Below are 26186 nucleotides of genomic sequence, written 5' to 3' on the forward strand. Positions count from 1 at the left end.
GGCAGCGGCTCATGAGGGCGTTCGGTTGTCAGCCGCTGATGACCGAGATCATCTTGTCGGCGTCGCGGGTGAGCACCTGGCGTACGTCGGCGCGCGGGACGAGCTTCCCGTCCGCGACGAGTTTCTTGAATTCGGCGAGGAGCCGCACCGCTGTTTCGTCCTTGCCGGATGCCTCGGCCTTACGGACCTGGGTCAGTTTCCTCGTCAGCTTGTCGTGTGCGCTCGCCGACAGCCAGCTGGTGGCCCGGAATCGGTCGAGCAGGTTCTGCATGTCCCGCAGCGAGGTGGTGACGTTGAATCGCACCGACGTGGTCACCGCGTTGCCGGCGTTGTCCGTTGACGTCACTGCGACCGTGTGCTTGGCCAGCTCCTGGGTGAACAGTGGCAGCACCGAGCCCGAGGTGTGCGGGGCGCCGTCGAGGGTGCCGGCCGTGGTGCGGATGCCCGAGGTGGCGTCCACGGCCTCCCAGGTGATCACCACGTCCTGTGAATCGCCGTACACCTCGCCGTCGGCCACGCCCGATACAAGGAGGATGGGCTTGGTGCCGTCGATCTTCAGCACCGCGGCCTTCTCTTCCTCGCGATTGCCCGCCGTGTCGGTCGTGCGGTAGCGCAGTTCGTGCTCACCGTCACCGTCGACCACCACGGGCGTTCCTGCGTAGGCCTTCCAGCCGCCGCCGTCGAGCGAGTACTCGATGAGCTTGACGCCGGAGTGGGTGTCCTGCGCGGCCAGCTCGACCGGGACCGAGTCCTTGCTCCATCCGCTCTCGTTCGGCGGGGCGAACGAGGCGGTGGTCTGCGGAGCGGTCGTGTCGATCTTGAGTGTGAGAGAGCGGGCCTGCTCGACGTTGCCCGCGCCGTCCCGCGAGCGGTACTCGAGGGTGCGCGCCCCGTCACCGCTCACCGCGAACGGCATGCTGTACGCGGTCCAGGCTCCGCCGTCGACGCGGTACTCGGTGGCGGCCACGCCGCTGCCGTTCTCCTCGTCCACCGCGGTCAGGGTGACCTCGACGGGAGCGGCGGTGTACCAGCCGTCCTTGCCGTTCGGCTCGGCCGGGTTCTGCTTCGCCGTGGTGGTCGGCGCGGTCTGGTCGGCTGGGCCACCGCCAACCTTGGTGAGGCGGAAGGTCTGGTTGGGGGAGGCTGTGCAGTTCCATTGGATCACCGCGGCGCCGTCGGCCTGGGAGACGCCGTTGATGTCGACGCACAGCCCGGTCTTGGCGGAGACGATCTGATAGAGGCCTTCGCCGCCGCCGGTCGGAACCACGGTGAAGTACTGGTTGGGCGCGTCCCCGCTGCCGCTGGCGTGGCAGGTCCACTGGACCAGCTGGGTGCCGGGTGTGGCCGTGCCGCCCGGAATGTCGGCACACTTGCCGCTGCCGACGTTCTTGAGCTGGTAGCCGCCGGGCGCGGTCATCAGTTCCCACCGCTGGATGGGGTCTTCGGCGGTGCCCATCTGGACGAGCTTGGCGTTGTCCGCGGTCGACGCGTTCTCGGTGGTCACGTTCTTGCCGCTGTGCTGGGCGGTGACCTTGTAGACGCCCGGCTCGATCGCGGGAGGGGGAGCCTCGCCCACGAACTGGACGGCGTCCAGGTCGAAGGCGTTGTTGGCGGAGTTCTTGAACACCACGTAGAGCGTCGAGGTGGTCGCGTTCGCCGCCACTGGGACGGTCTGGGTTTGCTGGTAGTTGTTCCAGCCCCCGGTGTTGGGGACGGCGGCGCTGGCCAGTAGCCGGCCGGTGGGGGACTCGGCGCGCAGCTCGATCAGCCCGCCGCCGGTTGGGCTGGACAGGCGGTAGTTCACGCCCTTGACGGCGTGCAGGTTCATCGGGGTGAACGAGATCCAGTCGTTGTTGCTGATGTCGCCGATGCGCTTGCCGCTCTCGGCCTCGGGTTGGTCGATGACGCGCACGCCGGTCTGGGCGTCGAAGAACTCGGCCTGCTTGCGCATCGGCTGCAGGACTGCCTTGGCACGGCCGGTGAGCGGCATTTCCTGCGAGCCGTCGGTGTAGTGGGCGTTGAGGACGTAGAACAGGTTGGCGCCGTCGGGGTGGCCGCCGAGGTCGCCGGTGTTGACGACGCCCTCGCAGCCGGGGATCTCCACGGTCTCGTGCTCGTGGTCGTCATGGCCGAGCGCCGGGTTGACGAAGACCTTGGCGCAGTCGATCTCGCCGTCCTCGGGGTCGGTGACCTTGATCTTGTACGGCACGTCCTGGCCGAACTGGATCGGCGTGCCGTTCAGCGGGGTCTCGATGGTCACTGTGGGCCGGCTGTTGCCGGCGGTGATCTCGATGTTGGCGAAGCCCTCCTTGCCGGTGCTGTCGGTGACCTTGAGCTGGGCGGTGAACCTGCCTGGGGTCTCGTACACGTGGGTGGCCTTGGCCTGGGTGGAGTCGACGGTGCCGTCGCCGTCGAAGTCCCAGGCGTAGGTGAGGGAATCGCCGTCGGGGTCGTAGCTGCCGGAGGCGTCGAACTCGACGGTCAGCGGGGTGACGCCGTCGACCCGTGAGGAGGTGGCCTTCGCCACCGGCGAGCGGGCGCCGGCCGCATAGTCGATCCGGTAGAGGCCGGAGTCGTTGTTGCCGCCGCCGAAGTCGGTGCCCCACTCCAGCAGGTACATCGCGCCGTCCGGGCCGAAGGTCATGTCCATCGGCTTGAGGAAGGGCGTGGTCCCCAGGAAGCTATTGATCTTGAGGACTTGGTCGTTGGAGTCGAGGTGGATCTCCTTGATGTAGTGGCGCGACCACTCGTAGAAGAAGTTCACGCCGTCGAAGTAGGGCGGGAACTTGGTCTTCGAGGGGTTGTCCGCGTCGTAGCGGTAGACGGGGCCGCTCATCGGCGCCGAGCCGCCCGAGCCGAGCTCGGGGAAGGTCGGGGAGGTGCTGTAGCCGTACCACATGACCGGCTTCTCGATCGGCGGCAGCTCGGTCAGGCCGGTGTTGTTCGGTGACTCGTTGACGGGGGCGGCGCAGTTGAACTTGGCGCCGATCTCCTTGGTGTCCGGGTTGTACGGCGCGTACGCCTGGTTGTCACCGTGGCAGAACGGCCAGCCGAAGTTGCCCGGCTTCTTGATGACGTCGTATTCCACCAGGCCCTCGGGGCCACGGTCGGTGGTGGGGCCGCCCCGGTCCGGACCGTAGTCGGCCACGTGCAGGTAACCCGTCTTGGCGTCGACGGTGAAGCGGAAGGGGTTGCGGAAGCCCATGGCGTAGATCTCGGGACGGGTCTTCGCGGTGCCCGGCGGGAAGAGGTTGCCCTCGGGGATGTCGTAGCCGCCGTCGGCCTTCGGCTCGACCCGCAGGATCTTACCGCGCAGGTCGTTGGTGTTGCCCGCGGTGCGGGCGGCGTCCAGCATGTGCTGACCGGGCCGCCAGTCGAGCGGCGCGTAGCCCTGCCAGTCGGGCGAAAGGTTCGGAGGGACGTCGTCGCCGACGCTCAGGTAGAGGCTGCCGTCAGGGCCGAACTCAACCGCGCCGCCGGTGTGGCCTGGCTCGGGATAGGTCCGAGCGCGATAGGCGGGAATTTCGATGATCTTCTTCTCGGTGCTCAGGTCGATGGTGTCGCCCTGCACGGTGAACCGGGACAGCCGGTTGACGTCTTGGGCACTGTCGGCAGGCGACCAGTAGACATAGATCCACCCGTTCTGGGCGAATTTCGGGTCGAGTTCCATGCCGACCAGGCCGTCCTCGCCACCGGTGTAGACGTTGAGGGTGGCGGCGGTGACGGTCATGTGGGTGTCGGGCTTGTAGATCTTCACCTCGCCCTGGCGCTGGACGTAGAACACCCGCCCATCGGGGGCGACGTCCAGCTCCATCGGGTTGCTGGTGTTGTCGTCCAGGGCGACCTTCTCGAAGCTGCTCCATACGGTGCCCCCGCAGTCGCCCGGCTGGGCGCCGGCCGCCCACTCGACGCCGCCGAGAACGTGCTCGCGGAACTCCGGCTCGGCATAGGCGGCCGACTCGTGTCCCATGGCGGTGGCCCACACCCGGGCGCCTTCGGCCTGGCGGCACCAGGAGATCGGATGGTCAGGACCCATGGCGGAGGAGCCGGGGTCGTAGGTCGTCTCGTCCGCGGCGACCAGGACGTGCACGTTGCCGCGCGGGTTGGGCGCGAAGTTGTACCACTCCTCCGCACGCTGCCACCGCTGCGGGAGTTTCTTGGTGGAGGGGTGCACGCGGTCGACGACCTTGGCCAGCCCTTGGAGCGTGCCGGGCGAGTGCGCCGGCATGTGGGCGCCGCCGTTGATGAGCTCGTCCCACCAGGGGAACTCGTTCTCGATGCCCATGTCGAGCGCGTTGTGGACGGCCACGACGCCCTTGCCCGACCGGACGAACTTCTGCAGCGCCTGTCGCTGGGCGTCGTTCTCCCAGACCATGCCGGAGTTCTGCAGCATGATCAGGACGTCGAACGTGGCCAGGTCGGTGTCGTTGAACACCGAGGAGTCGGCGCTCTGCACCACCTCGAAGTCATGGGCAGCGGCCAGCTCGTTCACCATCTGGATGCCGGCCGGGATGGAGGCGTGCACGTATCCCGCTGCTTTGGTGAACAGCAGGGCACGGAAGCCGTGGAGGGTGGCACTGGTCGCGTGGGCGGGAGCCGGCGCCAGCGCCAGCAACAAGGCTGGGAGTAAGAGGGCAGTGAGAAATCGTCGCATGGCGAATCTCCTGGGGGAGCGGCGACACCTCGGAACGAGGTGTGAAGGAACGCTGCTGCGAAGGCGCGCGCCACTGGGGGCGCACGCCGATGGGCGGTCAGGGGGTGCGCAGGTGAGCTGGAGTCGGACGGCGAGCAGGCGTCGGGGGCGCGAAGGTGACCCGGTGTCGGATGGGCGAGCGGTGTCAGAGGGTGCGCAGGTAGGCGAGCCCGTCCACGGCGAGCGCGTCCTGGCTTCGCGCGAGGGGCCGCCAGATGGAGGCTGCGGTGGCGATGGTCTGGTTGTGCGCGGTGAAGGACTCGATGACGAGCGGCCCCTGATAGCCGGCGTCGTGCAGAGCCCGGGTGAAGCCTGGCCAGTCGAATCGGTCGGCGCCCGGCGTGCCGCGGTCGCTGCCGCACACCTGCACGTGCGCGATCCGGCCGGCCGCGGCCCGTGCCGCGTGCGCGGGGTCTTTCTCCTCGATGTTCATGTGGTAGGTGTCGAGTGCCAGGTGGCAGTCCTCGGGCAGCGCGTCGAGGGCCTGTTCGACGGTGTTGATGAGGCTGGTCTCGTACCGGTTGAGCGGTTCGACCGCGAGCTTGATCCCGCGGTCGGCCGCATAGTCCAGGACGGGCCGCAGGTTCTCACGCAGTTCGGCGTAGGCGGCGCGGCGCTCTTCGGGTGACAGCCGCCAGGTGCGGCCGACCGAGGCGTACGCCGGCCCCCCGATCACGGGGGAGCCGACGGTCACTGCCACGTCGACGCAGTGCCGTAGATAGTCCTGGGTGTCGCGGATGGTTTCGGGGGAGGCGGCCACGAGTTCGCGCCCCGGCGGCATGACCAGCACCGCGGATGCGGTCAGCCCGTGCTCGGCCAGCACCGTCGCGGCCTTGTCCGGGTTCCAGTCGCCGGGTTGCTCGACGGGCAGTTCGATGACGTCGAAGCCCCACCCGGCGATGCGGGGCGCGAGCCGCGTCAGCTCGTCGTCGGTCAGCGGGGAGACCCAGACCCAGGTGTTCACTCCGATGGAGAACATGGCGTCCCTCTTCGTCGTCGAATGGGCGGAGGGAAATGGTCAGCTCTTCTTCCCGCCCCAGGTCTCCGGGAACCCGGGCAGGCTCTCGCAACCGCACAGCGCGTAGTGCAGCGGCGGCATGTTCGGCTTCAGGTAGGCCGACAGGTTCTCGCTGGTGACCTTCGGCTGCGGCAGGTTCCACATCTTGGGCACTTCCTCGCCCTTGAGGATCTTCAGCGCGGCGATGATCGGGGTGCGCCACTGGTAGGTCGGGTACGTGGGCGCGACGGCGGTGAGGTTGGCGTCCTTCCACTTCTGCAGGAAGTCCTGCTGGTCCTCGCCGTTGATCGGCGGCACCGGCACGCCCGCGTCCTCGAACGCCTCGATCGCCGCCACCGCCGTGGCGCCCGCGTCCATCCAGACGCCGTCGATCTTGCCGTACCGCTGGATGTAGTCGCTGACGATGCTCTTGGTCTTGGCGGCGTCGCCGTCGGTGAACTCCACCCCCGCCACCTGGAGCCGGCTCTTGTCGAAGACCACCTTCGCCGCCGACCAGCGGGTCTCCAGCACGTCCACGCCGGGCAGGATGCGCAGCGCCAGCACCTTCCCGCCCGCCGGCACCTTCTCGACCAGGAACTCGGCGGCGTCGGCGCCGAAGGCGTAGCCGCCGATGGGCTTGATGAACGTCACCGGGCAGTCCGTCTGCACGCCCCGATCGAACACGATGACGGGCACCTTCCCGCAGGCGGCCGTCACGGCAGGGGTGAGCGTGGCCGTGGTGTTCGGCGAGACGATCAGCGCGTCGCAGCCCTTGGCCTGCAGCTCGGCGATGTCGGAGATCTGCTTGTCGTCCTTGCCCTCGGCATCCAGCGCGGTGAACTTGGTGATCTCCTTGTGCAGGCCAGCCTCGGCCTGCATCGTCTTCCAGCCGACCTGGCGCCAGGGGTTGTTGACCGCGGCGTTGGAGAAGCACAGGTGGTACGGCCCGTCCTTCTTGTACTTCGCCGTGTCCGTCATCTTTGGGGCGATGGCCTGCTCCCAGGGCTTGTCGGAGGGACCCTCCGGGGTCTGGGTGCGCATGGCCAGCTGGGCGTCGAAGTCCGCCTGCACGAAGAACTTCGACTGCGCGCCCGTGCCCGAGCCCTGGGCACTCTGACCGGCGCTCGGGGCGGAAGCGGCGGGTTGAGTCGTGGCCGTCGGCTTGTCTGTGGTGCAGCCGGCGAGGGCGAGAACGGCGAACGCGGCGACTGCGGCCTTACGACGCGGCATGTGCGTCTCCTCTTCGGGGGGTGAACTTCCAGGGAAGTCGGACGGCTCCCGCCGCGACCGCGGCGATGATGATGACGCCCTGCACGGTGAACTCCAGCGCTCCCGAGATTCCGTACAGGTTGAGCAGGGTGAACAGCGCCTCCAGCGTGAAGGCGCCGGCCATGGCGGCGAGCACGGAGCCGCGCCCGCCGCCGAGCGCCACGCCGCCGAGAACCACGGCGGTGATGGCGGAGAACTCGAGCCCCTGACCCACCTGCGCCGATACTCCGGCGAAGCCGCCGAGCAGGATCGCCGCGACGGCGGCGGCCAGACCGGAGAGCATGAAGGCGAAGATCTTGGCCCGGTCGACCCGGACTCCGGACAGCGACGCGGCGCGCTCGTTGTCGCCGGTGGCCATCAGCGTTTTGCCGAAATCGGCGCGCATGAGCCAGATCGCCGCCGCCCCCATGGCCAGCAGGATCAGCACCGACCACGGCAACGGTCCGAGACTGCCGCGGCCGAAGGCCCTGAAGCCCTCAGAGAGGGCGCCGCGCGGTGCGCCGCCGGTCCACAGGAACACCGCTCCGGACAGGATGAGCAGCATGCCGAGCGTCACAATGAACGACGGCACCCGCAATTTGGTGGTGACCACGCCGTTGATCAGCCCGATGAGCAACCCGATGACGATCAGCAGGGCGATGACCGGCCAGGTCGCCGGTTCCTCGCCGTCGATGAGCCGCGCGGCGATCACCACTTCGGCCGTCACCAGCGAGCCGACCGACAGGTCGAACTCGCCGGAGACGATGACGAAATACTGTCCCGCGGCGAGGATCACCAGCGGAGCGGCCCGTTTGAGGAACGCCAGGAACCCGGCGGGCTCCAGGAAGTAGGGGTTGGCGACCGCGATCGCGGCCAGCAGCACCACGAGGACCACGAGGATGGGAAGTGCCCGCTTCATGCCGACCGTCCCTTGATACGCCGGGCGTAAACGGCCACCGCGATGACGATGACCACGCCGCGGACCACGTCCTTGACGAAGGAGTTGATTTCGAGCTGGTTGAAGATGCTGTCCAGGACGGCCAGCAGCAGGACCCCGCCCACGGTTCCGGCGACCCCGCCCTTGCCGCCGGCCAGCGCGGTCCCGCCGAGCACGACCGCGGCGATGGACTCCAGGTCGTAGCCGCCATCGGTGCCCACCGTGGGCGCGCCGGCGCCGAGCCGGCTGGCCAGCAGCAGGCCCGCGACGCCGGCGCAGACGGAGCAGAGCACGTGCGTGAGCACGATGACCCGGCTGGTGCGGATCCCGGACAGGCGGGCGACCTCCTCGTTCCCGCCGACCGCGTAGATCCGGTAGCCCAGCCGGGTCCTGCTCAGCAGGAACCAGGCCACGACGGCCACGCCCGCCCAGAGCAGGGCGGAGAGCGGGATCGGCCCGATGCGGGAGTAGCCGAGGAGTTGGAACGACTCGGGCACCTTGCCCGCCGGACCGTCGTAGAGGTGGTCGACGACGCCCTTGATGATGAGGGCGACGCCGAGCGTGGCGATGAAGGCGTGCACCTGGAGCCTGGTGATGATCAGCCCGTTGACCAGCCCTACCAGCGCGCTGATGGCCAGCACCGCGGCGACCGCGGGCAGGATGTTCCCGTCCCGGCCCGCCATGATCTCCGCCGCGACCAGCGAGGTCAGGCTGATCAGGTAGGCCACCGACAGATCCAGCGAGCCGGCCAGGATCGCCAGCGTCTGACCGACCGCCACGATGCCGAGGGCCGCCGAGCGCTGCTGGATCCCGACGACGCTCTCCGTGGTCAGGAACTGGCCGCCGTCGAGCGCGACGAGGACCCAGCCGACCGCGATCAGGCCGAGCAGCGCGAGGAACACCACCTGCGTGGGCTCACGTAACCGGGCCGTCAGGCCGCCTCGTGCCTCGCTGCCGAGGGCGGGACGGCGACTGCGTGAGAGGGTGTTCATTCAGGCCACCTCTCCCGCGGCCAGTCGCATGATGGCCTCCTCGGAGGCCCCAGCCGGCAGCGTGCCGGCGATGCGGCCGTCCCGCAGGACGACGATGCGATCGCTCATGCCGATGAGCTCGGGCAGCTCGGAAGAGATCATCATGATGGCCATGCCGTCATTCGCCAGTTCGCGCATCAGGTCGTGGATGGCGGCCTTGGCGCCGACGTCGACACCTCTGGTCGGTTCGTCGAACAGCAGCACGCGTGGCGCCATGGTCATCCATTTGGCGAGCACGACCTTCTGCTGGTTGCCTCCGGACAGGTAGCGGACCTCCTGTTCCTGGCGCGGAGGCGAGAGGCGTACCCGTTCGAGCAGGTCGCGGAGGCCGTTGCGGCTCTTGGCGCCCACCGCGCGGGCGACGAGCAGGGCGTTGTCGCGCACGGACTGGCGCAGCGCGAGCCCTTCGGCCTTGCGGTCCTCGGTCACCAGCCCGATGCCCATGGCCACGCCTTCCCGGACCGAGCGGGGACGCGACGGGGTCATCTCACCCGTGGTGAACGGCTCCGCACCGAAGATCGCTTTGGCGAGTTCCGATCTGCCGGATCCCTGCAGGCCCGCTATGCCGACGATCTCCCCGGCACGCAGCTCCAGATCGATGTCGCGGAGCTTGCGGTTGCCCGCTCCGCGCAGGCTGAGCCGTACCTCGCCGGTCGCGGACGACCGTGGCGGAAAGTAGGTGCCGAGATCGCGGCCGACCATCAGACGGATCAGCTCGTCGGACGACACCTCGCTGATCGGGACTGTAGTGACGAGCTTGCCGTCCTTGAGCACGGTGACCTGGTTGGCGAGGTCGAACACCTCGCGTAATCGGTGGGAGATGTACACGACGGCGACGCCGCGTTCCCTCAGCCGCCCGATCAGCCGGTAGAGCAGCTCGACCTCGTGCTCGGCGAGCGCCGCGCTGGGCTCGTCCATGACGACGAGCCGGGCGTTCACCGACAACGCCTTGACAATCTCCACGACCTGCTGCTGGGCCACCGACAGGCGCTTGACGGCGTCGCGGGGGCCGAAGGAGTTCTCGCCGAGCTCGTCGAGGAGCCGCCCGGTCGCCTGCTCCATGGCGGCCCGATCGACCAGGCCGCGCCGGACCGGCTCGCGCCCGAGGAAGACGTTCTCGGCGACGGTGCGCTCGGGCAGCAGGTTGAACTCCTGGTAGATGATCGCGATACCGGAACGCTGTGCGTCCAGGGGGTGGCCGAAGGAAACCGGCCGCCCGTCTATCTCGACGGTGCCCTCGTCCGGCGCGTGTACCCCACAAATGATCTTCATCAGGGTGGACTTGCCGGCTCCGTTCTCGCCGACGACAGCGTGCACCTCGCCGGCCGCCACGTCCAGGTCCACTCCGGACAGCACCCGTACGCCCAGGAAGCTCTTGCCGATGCCGCGCATGCTCAGCACTCGGTCCACCCCCCGGTCCGCGCCGAGGTCAGGACGGCCTCGCAGATGGCGGCGGCTCGGGCGCCGTCCGCGAACACCGGCAACCCGTCACGATGCTCGCCACGGAGCGCGGCGTAGGTGTCGGCGACGAAGGCGTCGAAGCAGTCATGGTAGCCCTGAGGGTGTCCGGCCGGGAGCGGCGAATACGGCTGGGCCGCCTCGGAAAGGATCGCCGGGTCGCGCATGAGCGTCCGCGATCCGCTGCGGTCGCCGACCCAGAGAAGCTCGGGCTGTTCCTGGTCGAACGCGAGGCTCGCCTCGGTGCCTGAGATCTCCAGGAACAGGCGGTTCTTGCGGCCCGGGGAGACCTGGCTCGTGGCGAGCGTGCCGACGACGCCGGAGGCGGTGCGGAACTGGACGGTTGCCACGTCCTCCGTCACGACGGGTGTGTTGGTCGCCCGACTGGACTGGACAATGGCGGTCTGCGCGCAGACGCTGACGATGCGGTCGGCGGTGACGAACTCCGCCAGGTCGCACCAGTGGGAGCCGATGTCGGCGAATGCCCGGCTGGGCCCGCCGAGTTCGGGGTCCACCCGCCAGTTGTCGTCGTCCGGGCGGAGAAGCCAATCCTGGAGATAGCTTCCCTGGATCAAGCTGATCCTGCCGATGTCACCGCAGGCGACCCGCTCCCGCGCCTCCCGCACCATGGCGTGGAAGCGGTACACGAACGGCACCGTCGCGACCAGTCCCGCCTCGGCCGCCCGGCCCGCCATGAGCGCGGCGGTCATCGCGTCGCTGGCCAGCGGTTTCTCGCAGACGACGGCCAGCCCGGCCGACAGCGCTTTGAGGACGAATGGGGCGTGGAGATGGTTGGGGGTGCAGATATGCACCAGATCGATCTCGCCGGACTCGATGAGCTCGTCGCCGGAGGCGAAGACCCTGGCAGCACCCAGTCCGGCCTCCTGCGCCTTCTCTAATCGCGACCCGGCCACCCCGGCGATCGTTGCCCCGGCCATGCGCGCGGCGCGGGCATGCACCCGGCCCATGAAACCGGTGCCGACGATCCCTACACGCGGAGCATCATCCGGTTTCCGGCTTATGTCCTTCATGCTGCCGGATGCTAGATCGCACTTATGCCGACGGTCAAGCAAAAGTTGAAGTGTAAATGGCATAATGGCGCATGAGGGATCATAGAAAGTGTGCATCTCTCGACGAAATGGAGCGCTTGTTGACTGAGAGCATGCTGACCGGCGCAAGCAGCCCGGCGGCCGGAGCGGGGGCTCTGCTCTCGCTCCTGCGCGACGGGCGGGCCCGCACCCGCGCTGAGCTGGTCGAGCTCACCGGCCTGGCGCGGTCCACGGTGTCCCTCCGCCTCGACGCCTTGCTGAGTCAGCGCTGGGTGGTGCCGGCCGACGACGTGATCTCCTCTGGCGGCCGTCCGGCGACGGCGTTCGCCTTCAACAAGAGTGCGCGGATCGTACTCGCGGCTGACCTTGGTGCGACGCACGCCAGGCTCGCCGTGACCGACCTGGCGGCCACGATGGTGGCCGAGCAGGAAGTGGAGATGCCCATCGCCCGCGGTCCGGAGGCCGTGTTGACCTGGCTCGTGGACACCTTCCGCGAGCTCCTCACCGAGTGCGACCGCCGTCTCGCCGACGTGTGCGGAGTCGGCGTCGGCCTGCCGGGTCCGGTGGAGCATGACACCGGCAAGCCGGTCAACCCGCCGATCATGCCCGGCTGGGACGGATTTCCCGTGCCCGACTGGCTCGGCGCTCGACTTGGTGTCCCTGTGCTGGTCGACAATGACGTGAACATGATGGCGTTGGGTGAATACTGGGCCGGGCGGTCCGGGGCCGAGCACCTCATCTACGTCAAGATCGGCACCGGCATCGGCTGTGGCATCATCAGCGGCCGCAGCCTGCACCGCGGTGCGCAAGGTGCGGCGGGGGACATCGGCCACATCCGGGTGCCCTCGTCCGAGGAGAACGTGGTGTGCCGCTGTGGCAACGTCGGCTGCCTGGAGGCCGTGGCGGGCGGCGCGGCGCTGGCCGCACGCCTGCACGCGGCGGGCCACGAGACCGCCGACAGCCGCGACGTCGTACGCCTGGTGCGTGCGGGCAACACCGAGGCCATCCAGCTGGTCCGGCAGGCAGGCCGGGAGGTCGGCGTCGTCCTGGCCTCCATTGTGAACTTCTTCAACCCAGCCATGATCTTGATCGGCGGTGACCTCGCGGGAGCGGGCGAGCACCTGCTCGCCGGACTTCGAGAGGTGATTTACAGCAGGTCCCTGCCCCTCGCCACCCAGCATCTGAGTATTCGTGTCAGCGAGCTCGGCGACCGGGCGGGGGTGGTCGGCGCGGCGGTGATGATGATCGAGCACATGCTGTCGCCGGAGGCCGTGGACCAGGCGTTGTCGGCCTGACCGGCGCCAGTTAGGGCGAGAGTCGGCAGACTTATGCTTGACCGTCGATAAAAGGGCTCTTACGATCCGCGTAATCCCATGCCGGTATGTCAACTCCATACCGGTATACGCGGAATGAACGGGAGCTCCTATGCGCAAGGTCGGCGTCTGGTTCATCGGAGCACGCGGATCCGTGGCGACCACCGCGACCATCGGTGCCGCCGCGGTCAGGGCGGGTGCTTTACCGGCCCAGGGCTGCGTCACCGAGTCTCCGGATTTCCCCGGAGGTCTGGTTCCGATCGCCGGCCTGATCTTCGGCGGCCACGACATCACTGAAGTCCCCTTACGGAAGCGCGCCGAACAGCTGAGCAAGGCGGGAGTGGTGCCGGCGGGCCTGCCCGGACTGCTCGACCAGGATCTCGACGCCGCCGACGCGGAGATCAGACCGGGTCATGTTCCCGGCGACAACACCCAGGCGGCAGCCGCGGGCCGCCTGGCCGACGACATCGCCGACTTCCGCGACCGGCACCGGCTCGCCCGGGTGGTCGTTGTCAACGTCTCGTCGACCGAGCCTCCCACCGCCCCACGCCCGGAGTTCCAGAGTCTGGCCGACCTCGAAGAGCGGCTCGCCGCGGGCGATGAGGTGCTGCCGACGAGCTCCCTCTACGCCTATGCGGCGTTCCGCGCCGGCTGCGGCTACGTGGAGTTCACCCCGTCGACCGGGCCTGTCCTGCCGGCCTTGGCCGAGCTCGCGGAGTTGCGGGCCGTCCCGTATGCCGGGCGCGACGGGAAGACCGGCGAGACCCTGGTCAAGAGCGCCCTGGCGCCCATGTTCGCGCAGAGGTCGCTGGGGGTCCGCTCATGGTCCGGGCTCAACCTGCTCGGAGGGGGAGACGGCGCCACCCTCGCCGACCCGGCGGCCCGGGCGAGCAAGGCGCTCTCGAAGGACCGGGCCGTCGCCGGGATCCTTGGCACGCCCGTCGAAGGAGAGACGCACATCGACTACGTCGAGGATCTTGGCGAGTGGAAGACCGCCTGGGACCATGTGACCTTCGAGGGCTTCCTCGGCGTGCGCATGAGCCTCCAGTTCACCTGGCAGGGTTGCGACTCGGCGCTCGCCGCTCCGCTCGTCCTGGATCTGGCCCGGCTGGTGGCTCGCGCGCACGAGCGCGGGCGGTACGGCGTGCTGGCAGACCTCGGCTTCTTCTTCAAGGACCCGCTGGGCGCGGATGAGCATGCGCTCGCCGCCCAGTACTCCCGGCTGCGCGCGTTCGCCGCGGACCTGGCTGGGGATGCCTCGTGAAGGCGCTGCTCGAACTGGTCCGTGCCCCCGCCGCGCTGTCGGTGCCGGGGGACATGATGGCCGGGGCCGCCGCCGGGCGGAGCTCCACACCTGGCCTGGCCCTCACCTCGGTGCTCATCTACTGGGCGGGCATGGCGCTGAACGACTGGGCCGACCGCGAGGCCGACGCCGTCGAACGGCCGGAACGCCCCATCCCCTCGGGCCGGGTACGCCCGGGCACCGCGCTCGGCATCGCGGCCGGGCTGACCGGCGCGGGTCTGATCGTCGCCGCGGCGTCCGGCGGTCGCCGCGCCCTGGGCGTGGCCGGGTTACTGGCCGGTGCCGTGTGGGCGTACGACCTGGGACTCAAACGGACCCCGCTGGGACCGGCCACGATGGCGAGTTGCCGCGCACTAGACGTGCTGCTCGGCGCGGGCCCACAGGTCAGGGCCGCCGCCCCGATGGCGTTGGCGATCGGCGCCCACACCTACGGGATCAGCATCCTCGGCAGGGCCGAAGTGACCGGGGCGACGGTGAAGACAGTGCGCGGCGCGCTCGCCGCCAGCACCGCTGCGGCCGGGCTGGCGGCCGTGTCCTGCCTGCGTGACAGTCCTTCTTCGAAGGACACCGCCGCGCGGGCGAGCGCGGTCCTTCTCCTCGCCAGCCATCTCGCCGCCACCATCCCGGCCCAGGCAGGGTTACGCGCCCGCCCCGACCCCGAGCAGGTACGCAAGGCCGTCCGGGCGAGCATCCTCGGCCTGATCCCCCTGCAGGCGGCGGCGGTCGCGGGCAGCGGACGGCTGCCGGCGGCAGGGGTGTTACTCGGCGCGCTGCCTGCGGGCAGGTGGCTCTCGGCCCGGATGGCCACGTCATGACCCGGACCGGCGTGAAGGCTCCGGCCCTGAACTGGGCCTATTGCACCAACGGATTTGCCGGCCATCGACTTCACGAGGCCCTCGTGATCTTGTCCGAGCTGGGCTACACGGGTGCCGCCATCACCCTGGATCACGGCCATCTGGACCCCTACGCCCCCGGATTGACCGCCGAGGTGAACCGCATCGCGGGCCTGCTCGACCGGCTCGGTATGAATGCGGTCATCGAGACGGGTGGTCGCTACACCCTGGACCCCCGCCGCAAGCACCATCCCACCCTCATCAGCGAGGACGCCGAGCGCCGCGTCGGATTCCTGAGCCAGGCCATGCGCATCGCCGCCGACCTGGGCGCTCCCGTGATGCACCTGTGGAGCGGGGTCAAGCACGAGGACGTGCCCGAGGAGACGGCGTGGGCCCGGCTGGCGCGCCAGTGCGAAGGGCTCCTCACCACAGCCGACCGCCTCGGCATCACACTCGGATTCGAGCCCGAACCCGGAATGCTCGTGGAAGACCTGGCCGGATTCGAGGGGCTGCGTGCCATGCTCGGCGGTCACCCTCGCTTCGGGCTCACCCTCGACATCGGGCACTGCCAATGCCTGGAGCCGGACGACGTGGCCGCATGCGTCCGGCGGGCGCTGCCGTATCTCGTGCATGTGCAGATCGAGGACATGCGCCGAGGCGTCCACGAGCACCTGCAGTTCGGCGAGGGCGAGATCGACTTCCCGCCGGTGCTCGCCGCGCTGGCCGGCTACCAGGGGCAGGTGGCCGTGGAGCTCGCCCGGCACTGCCACGCGGCACCGCAGGTCGCCCGCCGGTCGATCGATTTCCTCAGGACGGCGAGTCAGGAAGGAAGGAGACAGTATGGGCGAGATGGAGCCGCGGGCGAGGGAGTGGCTGGCGCAGGCGCTGTCGCAGGTCGAGGCTGACCACGGCGCCGTACACCTGCTCTTCCCGCAGGCCGGACGGCGGGGCGGCACCGGCGCGCGGCGCGCGCTGCTCGCGGCGCTGCACGGGGACCAGGCGACCATACGAGCGCTCTACGAGCGGGGCGACAGCGGTGAGCGGCTGACGATCCTGGCGGCCCTGCCCGAGCTCGGCCTCGGCGCGGCAGCGATCCCGCTGGTCGAGGACGCGTTGCGGACCAACGACGCGCGGCTGGTGGCCGCGGCCCTCGGGCCGTACGGCGCGCAGTGGCTCGACGACCACGCCTTCCGCCAGGGCGTGCTCAAGTGCGTCTTCATGGAGATCCCGCTGGCCTCCGTCGCCGGCCTCGACGGGCGGACCGACGCCGAGCTGACGCGCATGTTGTCGGACTACGCGGCCGAGCGACGGGCGGCCGGACGCCCGGTCCCCCACGACATCCTTGAGAGGATCTGATGCGCATCTTCGACCCGCACATCCACATGACCTCCAGGACCACCGACGACTACCAGCGGATGTACGACGCGGGGGTGCGCGCTGTTGTCGAGCCCGCCTTCTGGCTGGGCCAGCCGCGCACCAACGTCGGCAGCTTCCTGGACTACTTCGACGCGCTCCTCGGCTGGGAGCCGTACCGCGCGGCCCAGTACGGCATCCGTCACCACTGCGCCCTCGCGCTCAACCCGAAGGAGGCCAACGACCCGCGCTGCGCGGAGGTGCTCACCGAGCTGTCCCGGTACCTGCTGAAGGACTCCGTCGTCGCGGTCGGCGAGGTCGGTTACGACTCGATGACCGACGCCGAGGAGCGGGCCTTCGAGGCCCAGCTCGCGATGGCGGCGGAGAACGACCTCCCGATCCTGGTCCACACTCCCCACCGCGACAAGGTCGCGGGAACCCGCCGCAGCCTCGACGTCGTCAAGGCGGCGGGCACCCCGCCCGAACGGGTGCTCGTCGACCACCTCAACGAGCCCACCGTCGGTATGGTCGCCGATTCCGGCTGCTGGATGGGGTTTTCGATCTACCCCGACACCAAGATGGACCCCGGCCGGATGGTGGCGATCCTCAAGGAGTACGGCACCGCCAGGATGCTGGTGAACTCGGCCGCCGACTGGGGCCGCAGCGACCCGCTGAAGACCCGTGAGGTCCGCGACGCCATGCTCGCCGCCGGCTTCGGTGACGACGATGTGGACCAGGTGCTCTGGCGCAATCCGGTCGCCTTCTACGGGCAGAGCGGACGGCTCGATCTGGAGACCGGCTCAGCCGACCCAGACTACGCCGGCAACACGATCAAGCGAGGATGACCATGCGACTGCGTCACCCGGACGGCTCGACCGTGCACCTGGCTTACTGCACCAACGTGCACCCTGCCGAGGATCTCCCCGGCATCCATGGACAGCTCTCAGGTATCGCAGCGAGGGTCAGGAATCTGCTCGGCACCGAACGGCTCGGTCTCGGCCTGTGGCTGTCGCAGCACGCCGCAGCGGATCTCCTTGCTGGGCCCGGGGAGCTCGCCGGCCTGCGTGAGCGGCTGACCACGCTCGGCCTGGAGGTCGTGACCCTCAACGGGTTCCCGTACCGCGGCTTTCACGACGAGATCGTGAAGTACCGCGTGTACGCCCCTGACTGGGCCGACGCGGAGCGGCTGCGCTACACCCTGGGGCTCGCCGAGATCCTCGCCGCACTGCTGCCGGACGACGTCACCGAAGGCACGATCTCCACGCTGCCCCTCGCCTGGCGGACCGGCTGGACGGCGGAGAAGGCGGCGGCGGTCGCGGCCAATCTCGACGCCGCCGCTCGTGGACTGCGCGATCTGGCCGATCGAACCGGCAAGACGATCCGGCTGGGCTTCGAACCAGAGCCTGGCTGCATCGTCGAGACCACCCCGCAAGCCACCCGCCTGCTCGCCGACGTCGACTGCGACCACCTCGGTGTATGCCTTGACGCCTGCCACCTGGCCGTGGGCTTCGAGGAAGCCGCCGCGGCAGCCGGCCTCGGACTCCCCATCGTCAAGCTCCAGGCTTCGTGCGCCCTGGAGGCACCACCCGGCAGCCAGGACACGCTGAAGGCGTTCGACGAGCCCCGCTTCCTGCACCAGACGCGCTCGCCGAGCGGATTCACCGACGATCTGGGCGAGGCGCTGGCCGGCGGGCTGCCCATGGGGGAGCGCTGGCGGGTGCACTTCCACGTACCGCTGCACGCCGCACCACCGCCACCGCTCACCACCACCGCGCCCTACCTGCGGGAAGTGCTGGATGCCCTGCTCGGCGGCCCCGCCCCGCTCACCCGGCACATCGAGGTGGAGACCTACACCTGGAACGTGCTCCCCGGTGCACCGCCGGACCTCGCCGAAGGCATCGCCGCAGAACTCGACTGGACCCGGCGGCAGTTGGCCGCGCTCGGTCTGAAGGAGCTGTGATGGCGCCACTGGTCGTGATCAACGTCGTCGGGCTCACCCCGCGCCTGCTGGCACACATGCCCAACGTGGCGAAAGTGGGCCCGGCCGCCGGCCTCCGCCCGATCCTTCCGGCCGTCACCTGCTCGATGCAGGCCACCCTGCTCACCGGCGCGCCACCGCGCGAGCACGGCATCGTGGGCAACGGCTGGTACTTCCGCGACCTCGGCGAGGTGCTCCTGTGGCGCCAGCACAACGCGCTCATCCAGGGAGACCAACTGTGGAGCGCCGCGCCCGGCCTGCGCACCGCCAACGTCTGCTGGTGGTACGCGATGGGCGCCGCGACCGACCTGCTCGTCACCCCGCGTCCCATCTACCACGCCGACGGCCGCAAGTCGCCCGACTGCTACACCCGCCCGGCCTCACTCCACGACGACCTCGAGGCGGCGCTGGGACCGTTCCCCCTGTTCACCTACTGGGGCCCGAACGCCGGGATCGCCTCCTCCGAATGGATCATCGCTGCGGCCCGCCGCATCCTGGCCCGCGAACGGCCGGATCTGCTGCTGGTCTACGTGCCTCACCTCGACTACGACCTGCAGCGGTACGGCCCCGCCGGTCCCGAGGCGATCGCCGCGGCCCGCGCCGTCGACGCCGCGCTGGTCCCGCTCCTGGAAGAGGACGCCGAGGTGGTGGTGCTGTCGGAATACGGCATCACGCCGGCCTCCCGCCCGGTGGACATCAACCGGGCGCTGCGCACCGCAGGCCTGCTGGAGGTCTACACCCAGGCCGGGATGGAGTACCTAGACCCGTGGACCTCCCGCGCCTTCGCCGTCGCCGATCACCAGGTGGCCCACGTGTACGTACGTGACCCTGCCGACCTCGACCGTGCTCGCGACGTCATCGCCGCCCTGCCCGGCGTGGACGAGGTGCTCGACCAGACAGGCAAGGCGAAGTACGGCCTCGACCACGAACGCGCGGGGGAACTCGTCGCGGTGGCCGAGCCCGACGCCTGGTTCACGTACTACTACTGGCTCTCCGACGATCGGGCGCCGGACTTCGCGCGGCTGGTGGACATCCACCGCAAGCCCGGCTACGACCCGGCCGAGCTGTTCATGGACCCCCGGGACCCGTTCGTCAAGCTCCGCGCTGCGGCAGCGCTGGCCAGGAAGAAGCTGGGGTTCCGCTACACGATGTCCGTCGTGCCGCTGGACCCCTCGCCGGTCCGCGGCAGCCACGGCCGCCTACCCGACGATCCCGCCGACGGCCCCGTCCTCATCGGCCCCTTCGACGGCGACGTCTACGCGGCGACCGAGGTCAAGGACCTTCTCACCGCACTCATCCGCGGTTGACCGCCTTGACCTCGACCTGGTGTGGCGGGCGGTCACACTTGCCGCGAGAGTCCGTCTCTGTAGCAGCTTCCCCAGAAAAATCACGAAGCCGCGTAATCGCCTTCGGCGGACGGACTCCTTTCTGGCGAAAGGAGCTCCATGAAGAGAATCAGATTGCTGTTCCCGCTGTCGTTGCTGTTGTCGATGCTGGCGGGAGTGCTGACCGTACCGTGGTCCACCTCGGCGGTGGCGGCTTCGCGATCGCAGTTCGCCTGCGACGCAGAGGATTCGCCGGACAAGGGATGGGTGTTGCCGATCTACGTCTATCAGCCAGAGCAGGACAAGTACGACGCCGATCTGGGCGCCCTGTTGAACGCCATCTGGGAGACGGACCAGACCTTCGACGCCAGCGCTCAACGGTTCGAGATCTCCCGGAGAGTCCGGTTCCTGCAGGATGGCGACTGCCGTCCCGTGGTGGCGAAGCTGCCCTTCGTCAAGGGCCGAAACCGGGCGGAGATGAGCAAGGCGCTCGGGGAGAACCTCGCTGCCCAGCCGGCCCTGGTGCGCAAACTCTGGCCTACCAATCGTGTCAAGCCGCTGTTCTTCGTCCGGGACAACGACATCACCAACTCGTGCACGGGTGGCGGTGCCGACGCCGGACTCAGCAATGGTGGCGCCATCTTGCCTCGCTGGTGCTGGGGCGAAGCCGGGCTCACCCACGAGCTGCTGCACACCTTTGGGCTTTCGCACTGCAACAACGATCCCAAGAACGGTAACGACCCGCTCTGCCGCAACTCGGGCAGCAAGCCGGAGTGCAAGAGCGACGCCGCGTCGAACTATCACCTCGACTCGTGCCGGATCGACGAGTTCCGCTACTTCGAGCCGACCCCGGTCAAGCAGCCGCCACTGGCGAAGAACAGGAACGTCGCGTTCAGCCCGTACCTGATCCAGGACCAGCGGAGCCCGGTGTGGAACCTCCGCCTCAAAGCAGTCGATAACGGCAAGTGTCTCGACGACAGCGGGCAGCAGGTGGTACAGCGCTCGTGTGCGGACACCAAGAACCAGACCTGGCAGCGGAGCATCGACGCCGACGGCTATCTGACGATCCGCAACGCCGGAACCGGCCAGTGCCTGAAGATGGCCGACACGGTGACGACCGAGAAGTGCGTGGCGAAGGAACGATCGCAGCAGTGGCTGCCCCAGGCGGAGCAGGAGCGGACAAGCTTCGTCAGCCGGGCCGGTGGACGCCTGTCCGTCAAGGACAAGAACGACGGAGCTCCGGCGGTGCGCGACACCGGAGGCAGCTTCGTGGCCGAATTGCTCGGCGGCACCACAGCCGCGCCGACCCCGGCCAAGAACCCGGAGGCAACCACGACTCCCACTCCGACCCGGACGCCTGAATCCTCCGCGGCTCCGACGGCGGTCCCTGAACCGCTCCCGTCGGCTGGGCAGCAGGCACGGACCGCCAGCTTCAAGAGCTCGTACGGGACCTGCCTGACCGCCACCCGCTCACAGGCGAGCCTAGGGGCATGCCGGACGAAGTGGCGCGTCTCACCGGTCGCCCGCGGGGCCGTTCAACTGCGATACAGCAGCCGCTGCCTGGCTCTCGGCGCGGCCCGCCAGGGTAAACGCGCTGTCGTCCTCACCACCTGCCGTGGCACTGCCAAGGGCCAGCGCTGGCTGCTGGAATCCCAGCAGGACGGCACGGCGACGGTGAAGAGCGCGACCACGAAGGCCACCCGGCTCGTCGGTCTCCCCGCCGGCAAGTCGGCTCGCGTGTATGCCAAGGCGGCGTACACGAAGAACGCGCTGAGGTTCGTGATCAGGTAGGTGACGGAGTCCACCATCGAGGACACCGTCCTGACCCGCCTGGTCAGGGCGGGGGACAGCCGCGCCGTCGCCGAGCTCCATGAGCGGCACCACGCGGCTGTCCTCGCTCTTGCCCGCCGTCTGTGTCCAGACCCGCAGACAGCGGAGGATCTCGCCAGCGAGGCGTTCACCCGCACCCTCCGGACCGTCCGCTCTGGCACGGCCGGTCCGGAGGGGCCGTGGCGTCCCTATCTGTATGCAGTGGTTCGCAACACGGCGGCCGAGTGGGCCCGCTCCGATCAGCGGCTGGTCTTGACCTCTGAGTTCAGGGAAGATGCGCTGACGGTGGAGGCGCCGGAACCGCCCGACGACCTGGTGAGCCGCGCCTATCGTTCCCTGCCGCCACGCTGGCAGACCGTGCTGTGGCACACGTTGATCGAGGAGGAGACGCCCGAAAAGGTCGCCAAGATCCTCGGTATCACGACCGGCAACGTGAACGTGCTGGCCTTCCGTGCCCGCGAGGGGTTGCGCAAGGCGTATCTGGCCGAGCACATGGCGGGTGCGTCCCCTGAATGCCGCGAGTTCGCCGAGCCGCTGGCCGCCGCCGTACGCAAGAAGAAGGGGCGGCTTCCGCGGTCGCTGCGCGCGCATCTCGAGTCTTGCCCGAGCTGTACGCGGGCCTACGGCGAGCTGCTCGATCTCAACACCAGGCTGCGGGCCGCGCTGCCGATCGTCGCCCTGCCCCTTGCCATGGGAGCCATGGGCAAGGCGAAGGGTGTCTCCGCCGGAGGACTGGGCTGGGTGACGCCCGCGTTGATCACGACGGCGATCGCGGCCACCGCAGTGGTTGTGCTGGTGGCCCTGCCACCGGATCCCTCAAATCCGTCCCCATCTCCACCCGCGGCCCAACCGACACTGAGGAATTCCCCCGAGCCAAAGCCCACCTCCAAGCCCAAGGGGACCCGGAGATCCACGCCGAAATCTACCCGGAAGCCCACTCCGAGGGCGGTCCCTGGCACCCGGATCTCCTACGCCGGCCGTTGCATCGGTGTGATCAGCGGCCGGATCGCGACGCCGCGCTGCACCGACGCGCGGACAGCCTGGCGCAACAAGGGAGACCCTCAAGGGTTCCAGCTCGTCAACATCGTCAGCGGACTGTGTCTGACTGCGGGGGAGAAGTACGACGACGTCGCCTTCAACGGGGGCGGCATGCGTGCGGTCCGGCTCTCGCGCTGCTCCGACGCCTCCGCCCAGCGCTGGCACACACCCACCTTCTCCGATGGGGTACCGCGTCTGATCAGCGTGTCCTCCGGCATGTCGCTCTCGATCGGCAAGGAGTTCGCCGGCAAACGCCCGCCGACGGCGTTCATTCTGTATGGCGCTTACACGGGATCTCTCGACCAGCGAATCACTCTCGTGTCCACTCGCGGATGATCGTGAACTATTTCTTGTCGCATCCATACCGGCGATGCTCTCCCGTCACCGGCTCATCGAAGCGTCCAGGGTTTCCCTGGTCCAAGGGCCAGGGAGAGCCGTGCTGGTGTGCTCTCGTGTCCCGCGAAGGCCGTCCTGCTGGATCACAGGGAGCGCCCGGTAGTAAACGTCTTGAGACGACCGTGGAGCGCGAACCGGCTGGGTGATGAAGCCGCGGGCTCCTCCAGACGGTGGGAAGATGGCTCCTGTGGGGCGCCCGACGGAGCGTTCGGGTGTTGGAGCACGTCCCGAGCGCGGCGACCGTCATCTACATGTAGTGCCGGCGTGCTGCGGGGGCAGGATTCATTCGTGCGGCCCCACCTACGTTGATCAATTGGGGTGTCAGCCGTGCTCGGTGCGTGCTCGCACGCCCCCGGCGGGCCCCGTCAGGACCCGGCACCGCCTGACACGCAAAACGCGCTGAGGTGGCACGAACCATCACCCGACGGCACGACGCGACACAAAAGGATCTTGCTTCTAATCCGACGGTCGCAGGTTCGAATCCTGCAGGGCGCGCTTTGATCATGTCCTGACCTGCGGTTATGCGGGATCGGATGCGTTCTAGAATTTTCGTCTAGCGCTTGCGTGCTCCGTACGTACTCGCGCGCACCAACCCCGCACACGCCATGATCGACATCGGCCTTCTGGGGACTTCCTTGGCAAAGGAAACGGCCCCGTCCCGCCGTGCGAATACGGCGATCACGGGGCCGGTTCCTGATGTGGCGGGTCAGGCCCGCAGCGGGATCACCTCTCCCGGCCCTTTCTGGTCCTCCTCCTCGGCGAGCAGCAAGGCCGCAGTCTTCTCTGCGGCCGCCGTCGCCACCTCGGGGAAGACCGAGGTGTAGGTGTCGGCGGTGAAGGAGCTGGAGGTGTGCCCCAGCGTCTCCTGCACGACCTTCATCTCTACTCCGGCGGCCAGCATCAGCGAGGCGGCGCCGTGGCGGAGATCGTGGAGGCGGATGGGTGGCAGGCCGGCGAGGTAGGCCAGCCATAGGAACTGGTCGGTGACGTGCTGGGGATGCAGCCGATCTCCATCCGGTTGGGTGAAGACGAACCCGGTGGCCTTCCACGCCTCGCCCATGGCCAGTCGTTCCTGGAGTTGCCGCTGCCGGTGCGCACGCAGCGTCGCGGCGGTTTCGGCGTCCAGGGCGATGGTGCGTACCGAGGCGTCGGTCTTGGGCGTGCCTTCGTGGACCTGCCCGGCCAACTGCACCAGTTGCCAGTTGATCGTGATGGTCTGGGCGTCGAGGTTGACCTCCTTCCAGCGCAGCCCGCACGCCTCGCCCCGGCGCAGACCACGCAAGGCGATCAGCCGGTACAGGGCGAAGAGGCGGTGCCGCTGGGCCTCTTCCAGGAACAGCCGGGTCTGGGCCGGCGTCCAGACCATCACCCGGGAAGGCCGGGGCGTGCTGGTGTAGGCGTCGACCGGATCCACCCGCCGCCCGTCACGGCACCGCCTTTCTGCACGCAGGCGCTCGTGGAAGGCGGTCTGCCAGTCCTGGACCCGGTCGTCGGTCCACACCAACGCTTTGGGGCGGGTCTTGGGTGGCAGTTCCAGCACGGCGGCGGGGTTGAAGTCGAGCAGCCGGTCTTGGCGGATGGCCATGTTCAGGGCGTGTCGCAGGGTGGCGCGGATGCTGTGCATGGTGGCGATGCTGACCGGCCGCCGGTATTTGACGCTGGCCCGCACGCTCGGGTCGGGGCTGGCGCGGCGTTCGGCGATGGTGTCGCTGAACTCTTCGATCTGCTCGAACATCACCGCGATGTCGCTGACCTTGAGCCGGTCCAACGCCAGCCGGCCGAGGTAGGGAATCAGGTAGAGGCGGATGTGACCCTCGTAGGAACGCCGCGTGCTCTCCTCGATCTTCCGCTTGCGTTGGAGGAACTCCTCCAGCCACTGCTCGACGGTGATCTCCTGGGTCAGGTCCAGCCCGGTTTTGATTTTGCGGCGGACCGTCTCCATGTTGGGCAGCGTCTTGGTCTCGGCCAGCGTGCGTTTGATCAGGTCGGCGATCTGGGTGCGGGTGGTGGGTTCGCGCGGGCCGGCCAACGCCAGCAGGGCGCGTACCTGGGCGAGTTCGGCTTCGGCGTCGTCTTGGCTGGTGAAGCCGCCGCGGCGGAGCGGGCCGCGGCGCTTGCCGTCGGGGGTGGGTGGCAGTTCGATCTGGTAGTGCCAGATGCCGTGCCGGTGGTTCCATCCGCCGCTGGGGCGGCGCAGCTTCGGGCATTTCTGAAAGAGATACACCGGGTTACGGAGCGCGATCTTGCCCGTTCTTTACCTGCACTCGTGTCCGGATTCGCGCCTGGAGACGGGTATTTAAACAGTGACAGGGACCAGGTGACTCGGATGATCGGGCCACATCACCATGACACGACCCAACCACATCACCCTTCGAAGTTCGTCATTCACCACGCCCATCAGGCCCAACGACCTCAGCCAGAAGAGGCCCTGGCATGCGCCGCCGAACGGCTCGCCTGGGCCGGCTCAATGCGATCAAGGGTCTGCTGAGCACCTCAGGTCAGGGTCGGTCACCAGATGGGGTTTGTTTCCGCTTGTCCGCCGTGCGCAACCATCCCCGAGCGCACAACCTCCCGATCCACGCCGGGACCCCCGACGGGCTGCTCATCATCGTCGCGGCGCCTCACAGCGCCATGCGATGCGTGGCTCCCGGGGCGACGATCGAATCGGGCTTGAGTGCCGCCGCCGAGGTGGGCGTCGATACGTCGTGCCCAGTACGGCTTATGGGGCGGTGGACAGCTGTGGAAATCATGCTCAGCCGATCACCTGCACCGCTCCGACCGTACCGGGCGGGCTCACAGCAGTCGCGCGTCCTTCTCGGCCTGGAGGCCGGCGATGAGGCGCGCGCTGACGTGGGCCGAGATCCAGCAACTGCCGGCTGTGGTCGACGTGGTCACCGCGGGACGGGCGCTCGGATTGGGACGCACCACGGCCTACCAACTCGCCAGGGACGGCCAGTTCCCCTGCCGGATCATCCGCGTCGGCAAGAGGTACCTGGTGCCCACCGCCGCCCTGCTCGCGCTGCTCGGCGATCACACCCTCATGGAGGAGGACAGGACAACCGATGGCTGAAGGCAGCACGTTCAAACGCTGCTCCTGCCGCGACGGCGACGGCAAGGAACTCGGGTCTCGGACGCTTGGTCAGCGACCAGAGCCAGCTGCTCGAAGTTTTGATCTGAGGACAGGTCGTGGTCGAGCCGCACCACTGAAAGCAACCGGTCCAAAGCGGTCGCCTCATCCCGGCACCAGCGAACCCGGCCATCCTGCATATCCACCTTTGCACCGAGCGGTTCTCGGTCGCGTCCTCGGAGGACACTGTTGGCGAATCTGGTAGTGATCTAGGGCGGTCGTAACCTGGCGAACGGCGAGACCCTGGTTCTGGCCAGAGGAATCCCTGCCAGCCACG

At 68.8% G+C, this 26186-nt stretch carries 19 protein-coding genes; 11 read left to right on the forward strand and 8 right to left on the reverse strand.

Going from position 1 to position 26186, the window contains the following annotated elements:
* Positions 1-28: 28 nt before the first annotated feature.
* The 7 genes from ACIBQ1_RS58810 to ACIBQ1_RS58840 all read right to left on the reverse strand — a co-directional run bounded on the left by ACIBQ1_RS58810 (position 29) and on the right by ACIBQ1_RS58840 (position 11395).
* Positions 29-4654, reverse strand: coding sequence for a ThuA domain-containing protein (locus ACIBQ1_RS58810; RefSeq protein ID WP_397292047.1), 4626 nt, complete (start codon positions 4652-4654; stop codon positions 29-31).
* A gap of 184 nt (positions 4655-4838) precedes the next feature.
* Positions 4839-5672, reverse strand: a complete 834-nt coding sequence (locus tag ACIBQ1_RS58815; RefSeq protein ID WP_397292049.1) for a sugar phosphate isomerase/epimerase family protein — start codon at positions 5670-5672, stop codon at positions 4839-4841.
* Between the two features lie 39 nt (positions 5673-5711).
* On the reverse strand, positions 5712-6920 hold the full coding sequence (locus ACIBQ1_RS58820) for a substrate-binding domain-containing protein (RefSeq protein ID WP_397292050.1): 1209 nt from the start codon (positions 6918-6920) through the stop codon (positions 5712-5714).
* Complete coding sequence (locus tag ACIBQ1_RS58825) at positions 6907-7857, reverse strand: ABC transporter permease (RefSeq protein ID WP_397292051.1); 951 nt, start codon at positions 7855-7857, stop codon at positions 6907-6909. The genes ACIBQ1_RS58820 and ACIBQ1_RS58825 overlap by 14 nt, the downstream gene beginning before the upstream one ends.
* Positions 7854-8867, reverse strand: a complete 1014-nt coding sequence (locus ACIBQ1_RS58830) for an ABC transporter permease (RefSeq protein ID WP_397292053.1) — start codon at positions 8865-8867, stop codon at positions 7854-7856. The genes ACIBQ1_RS58825 and ACIBQ1_RS58830 overlap by 4 nt, the downstream gene beginning before the upstream one ends.
* On the reverse strand, positions 8868-10298 hold the full coding sequence (locus ACIBQ1_RS58835; protein WP_397292073.1) for a sugar ABC transporter ATP-binding protein: 1431 nt from the start codon (positions 10296-10298) through the stop codon (positions 8868-8870).
* Between the two features lie 2 nt (positions 10299-10300).
* The gene (locus tag ACIBQ1_RS58840) at positions 10301-11395 is read right to left on the reverse strand and encodes a Gfo/Idh/MocA family protein (RefSeq protein ID WP_397292054.1); all 1095 of its coding nucleotides are present in this window, start codon (positions 11393-11395) and stop codon (positions 10301-10303) included.
* 119 nt (positions 11396-11514) lie between these two features.
* Here ACIBQ1_RS58840 and ACIBQ1_RS58845 point away from each other — a divergent pair, with 119 nt between their 5' ends.
* From ACIBQ1_RS58845 to ACIBQ1_RS58890, 10 genes are all read left to right on the forward strand, one after another.
* Positions 11515-12708 (forward strand): ROK family protein, encoded by a 1194-nt coding sequence (locus tag ACIBQ1_RS58845; RefSeq protein ID WP_397292055.1) that lies wholly within the window; start codon positions 11515-11517, stop codon positions 12706-12708.
* A 130-nt stretch (positions 12709-12838) separates the two neighbouring features.
* Positions 12839-13990: an inositol-3-phosphate synthase gene (locus ACIBQ1_RS58850; RefSeq protein ID WP_397292057.1), complete on the forward strand. Its 1152-nt coding sequence runs from the start codon at positions 12839-12841 to the stop codon at positions 13988-13990.
* A complete protein-coding gene (locus ACIBQ1_RS58855; protein WP_397292058.1) occupies positions 13987-14844 on the forward strand; it encodes an SCO3242 family prenyltransferase in 858 nt (285 codons plus the stop codon). Before ACIBQ1_RS58850 ends, ACIBQ1_RS58855 begins: the two co-directional genes overlap by 4 nt.
* Positions 14841-15767, forward strand: coding sequence for a sugar phosphate isomerase/epimerase family protein (locus ACIBQ1_RS58860; RefSeq protein ID WP_397292059.1), 927 nt, complete (start codon positions 14841-14843; stop codon positions 15765-15767). Before ACIBQ1_RS58855 ends, ACIBQ1_RS58860 begins: the two co-directional genes overlap by 4 nt.
* Positions 15703-16218 carry an EboA domain-containing protein gene (locus ACIBQ1_RS58865; RefSeq protein WP_397292061.1) on the forward strand — a complete coding sequence of 172 codons (516 nt, stop codon included), beginning with the start codon at positions 15703-15705 and terminating at the stop codon, positions 16216-16218. Before ACIBQ1_RS58860 ends, ACIBQ1_RS58865 begins: the two co-directional genes overlap by 65 nt.
* Complete coding sequence (locus tag ACIBQ1_RS58870; RefSeq protein ID WP_397292062.1) at positions 16218-17060, forward strand: TatD family hydrolase; 843 nt, start codon at positions 16218-16220, stop codon at positions 17058-17060. The genes ACIBQ1_RS58865 and ACIBQ1_RS58870 overlap by 1 nt, the downstream gene beginning before the upstream one ends.
* A gap of 2 nt (positions 17061-17062) precedes the next feature.
* On the forward strand, positions 17063-18175 hold the full coding sequence (gene eboE, locus ACIBQ1_RS58875) for a metabolite traffic protein EboE (RefSeq protein WP_397292063.1): 1113 nt from the start codon (positions 17063-17065) through the stop codon (positions 18173-18175).
* Positions 18175-19500 (forward strand): alkaline phosphatase family protein, encoded by a 1326-nt coding sequence (locus ACIBQ1_RS58880; protein ID WP_397292065.1) that lies wholly within the window; start codon positions 18175-18177, stop codon positions 19498-19500. Before eboE ends, ACIBQ1_RS58880 begins: the two co-directional genes overlap by 1 nt.
* Positions 19501-19653: 153 nt before the next feature.
* Entirely contained in the window at positions 19654-21309 is a 1656-nt protein-coding gene (locus ACIBQ1_RS58885; protein WP_397292066.1) for an RICIN domain-containing protein, read from the forward strand.
* A complete protein-coding gene (locus ACIBQ1_RS58890; RefSeq protein WP_397292068.1) occupies positions 21310-22722 on the forward strand; it encodes a sigma-70 family RNA polymerase sigma factor in 1413 nt (470 codons plus the stop codon).
* A gap of 766 nt (positions 22723-23488) precedes the next feature.
* On the opposite strand, the gene ACIBQ1_RS58895 is transcribed toward ACIBQ1_RS58890, so the two are convergent.
* Positions 23489-25006: a tyrosine-type recombinase/integrase gene (locus ACIBQ1_RS58895; RefSeq protein ID WP_397292069.1), complete on the reverse strand. Its 1518-nt coding sequence runs from the start codon at positions 25004-25006 to the stop codon at positions 23489-23491.
* A gap of 609 nt (positions 25007-25615) precedes the next feature.
* Here ACIBQ1_RS58895 and ACIBQ1_RS58900 point away from each other — a divergent pair.
* Entirely contained in the window at positions 25616-25852 is a 237-nt protein-coding gene (locus ACIBQ1_RS58900) for a helix-turn-helix domain-containing protein (protein WP_397292070.1), read from the forward strand.
* Positions 25853-26186 lie beyond the last annotated feature (334 nt).

It is taken from the genome of Nonomuraea sp. NPDC050153 (assembly GCF_044460125.1).
Classification (GTDB): domain Bacteria; phylum Actinomycetota; class Actinomycetes; order Streptosporangiales; family Streptosporangiaceae; genus Nonomuraea.

Coding starts and splice junctions, on each gene's coding strand:
- ACIBQ1_RS58810 (WP_397292047.1), bottom strand. CDS start 4,654: ATGCGACGATTTCTCACTGCCCTCTTACTCCCAGCCTTGTTGCTGGCG.
- ACIBQ1_RS58815 (WP_397292049.1), bottom strand. CDS start 5,672: ATGTTCTCCATCGGAGTGAACACCTGGGTCTGGGTCTCCCCGCTGACC.
- ACIBQ1_RS58820 (WP_397292050.1), bottom strand. CDS start 6,920: ATGCCGCGTCGTAAGGCCGCAGTCGCCGCGTTCGCCGTTCTCGCCCTC.
- ACIBQ1_RS58825 (WP_397292051.1), bottom strand. CDS start 7,857: ATGAAGCGGGCACTTCCCATCCTCGTGGTCCTCGTGGTGCTGCTGGCC.
- ACIBQ1_RS58830 (WP_397292053.1), bottom strand. CDS start 8,867: ATGAACACCCTCTCACGCAGTCGCCGTCCCGCCCTCGGCAGCGAGGCA.
- ACIBQ1_RS58835 (WP_397292073.1), bottom strand. CDS start 10,298: ATGCGCGGCATCGGCAAGAGCTTCCTGGGCGTACGGGTGCTGTCCGGA.
- ACIBQ1_RS58840 (WP_397292054.1), bottom strand. CDS start 11,395: ATGAAGGACATAAGCCGGAAACCGGATGATGCTCCGCGTGTAGGGATC.
- ACIBQ1_RS58850 (WP_397292057.1), top strand. CDS start 12,839: ATGCGCAAGGTCGGCGTCTGGTTCATCGGAGCACGCGGATCCGTGGCG.
- ACIBQ1_RS58860 (WP_397292059.1), top strand. CDS start 14,841: ATGACCCGGACCGGCGTGAAGGCTCCGGCCCTGAACTGGGCCTATTGC.
- ACIBQ1_RS58865 (WP_397292061.1), top strand. CDS start 15,703: ATGGGCGAGATGGAGCCGCGGGCGAGGGAGTGGCTGGCGCAGGCGCTG.
- ACIBQ1_RS58870 (WP_397292062.1), top strand. CDS start 16,218: ATGCGCATCTTCGACCCGCACATCCACATGACCTCCAGGACCACCGAC.
- eboE (WP_397292063.1), top strand. CDS start 17,063: ATGCGACTGCGTCACCCGGACGGCTCGACCGTGCACCTGGCTTACTGC.
- ACIBQ1_RS58880 (WP_397292065.1), top strand. CDS start 18,175: ATGGCGCCACTGGTCGTGATCAACGTCGTCGGGCTCACCCCGCGCCTG.
- ACIBQ1_RS58900 (WP_397292070.1), top strand. CDS start 25,616: ATGAGGCGCGCGCTGACGTGGGCCGAGATCCAGCAACTGCCGGCTGTG.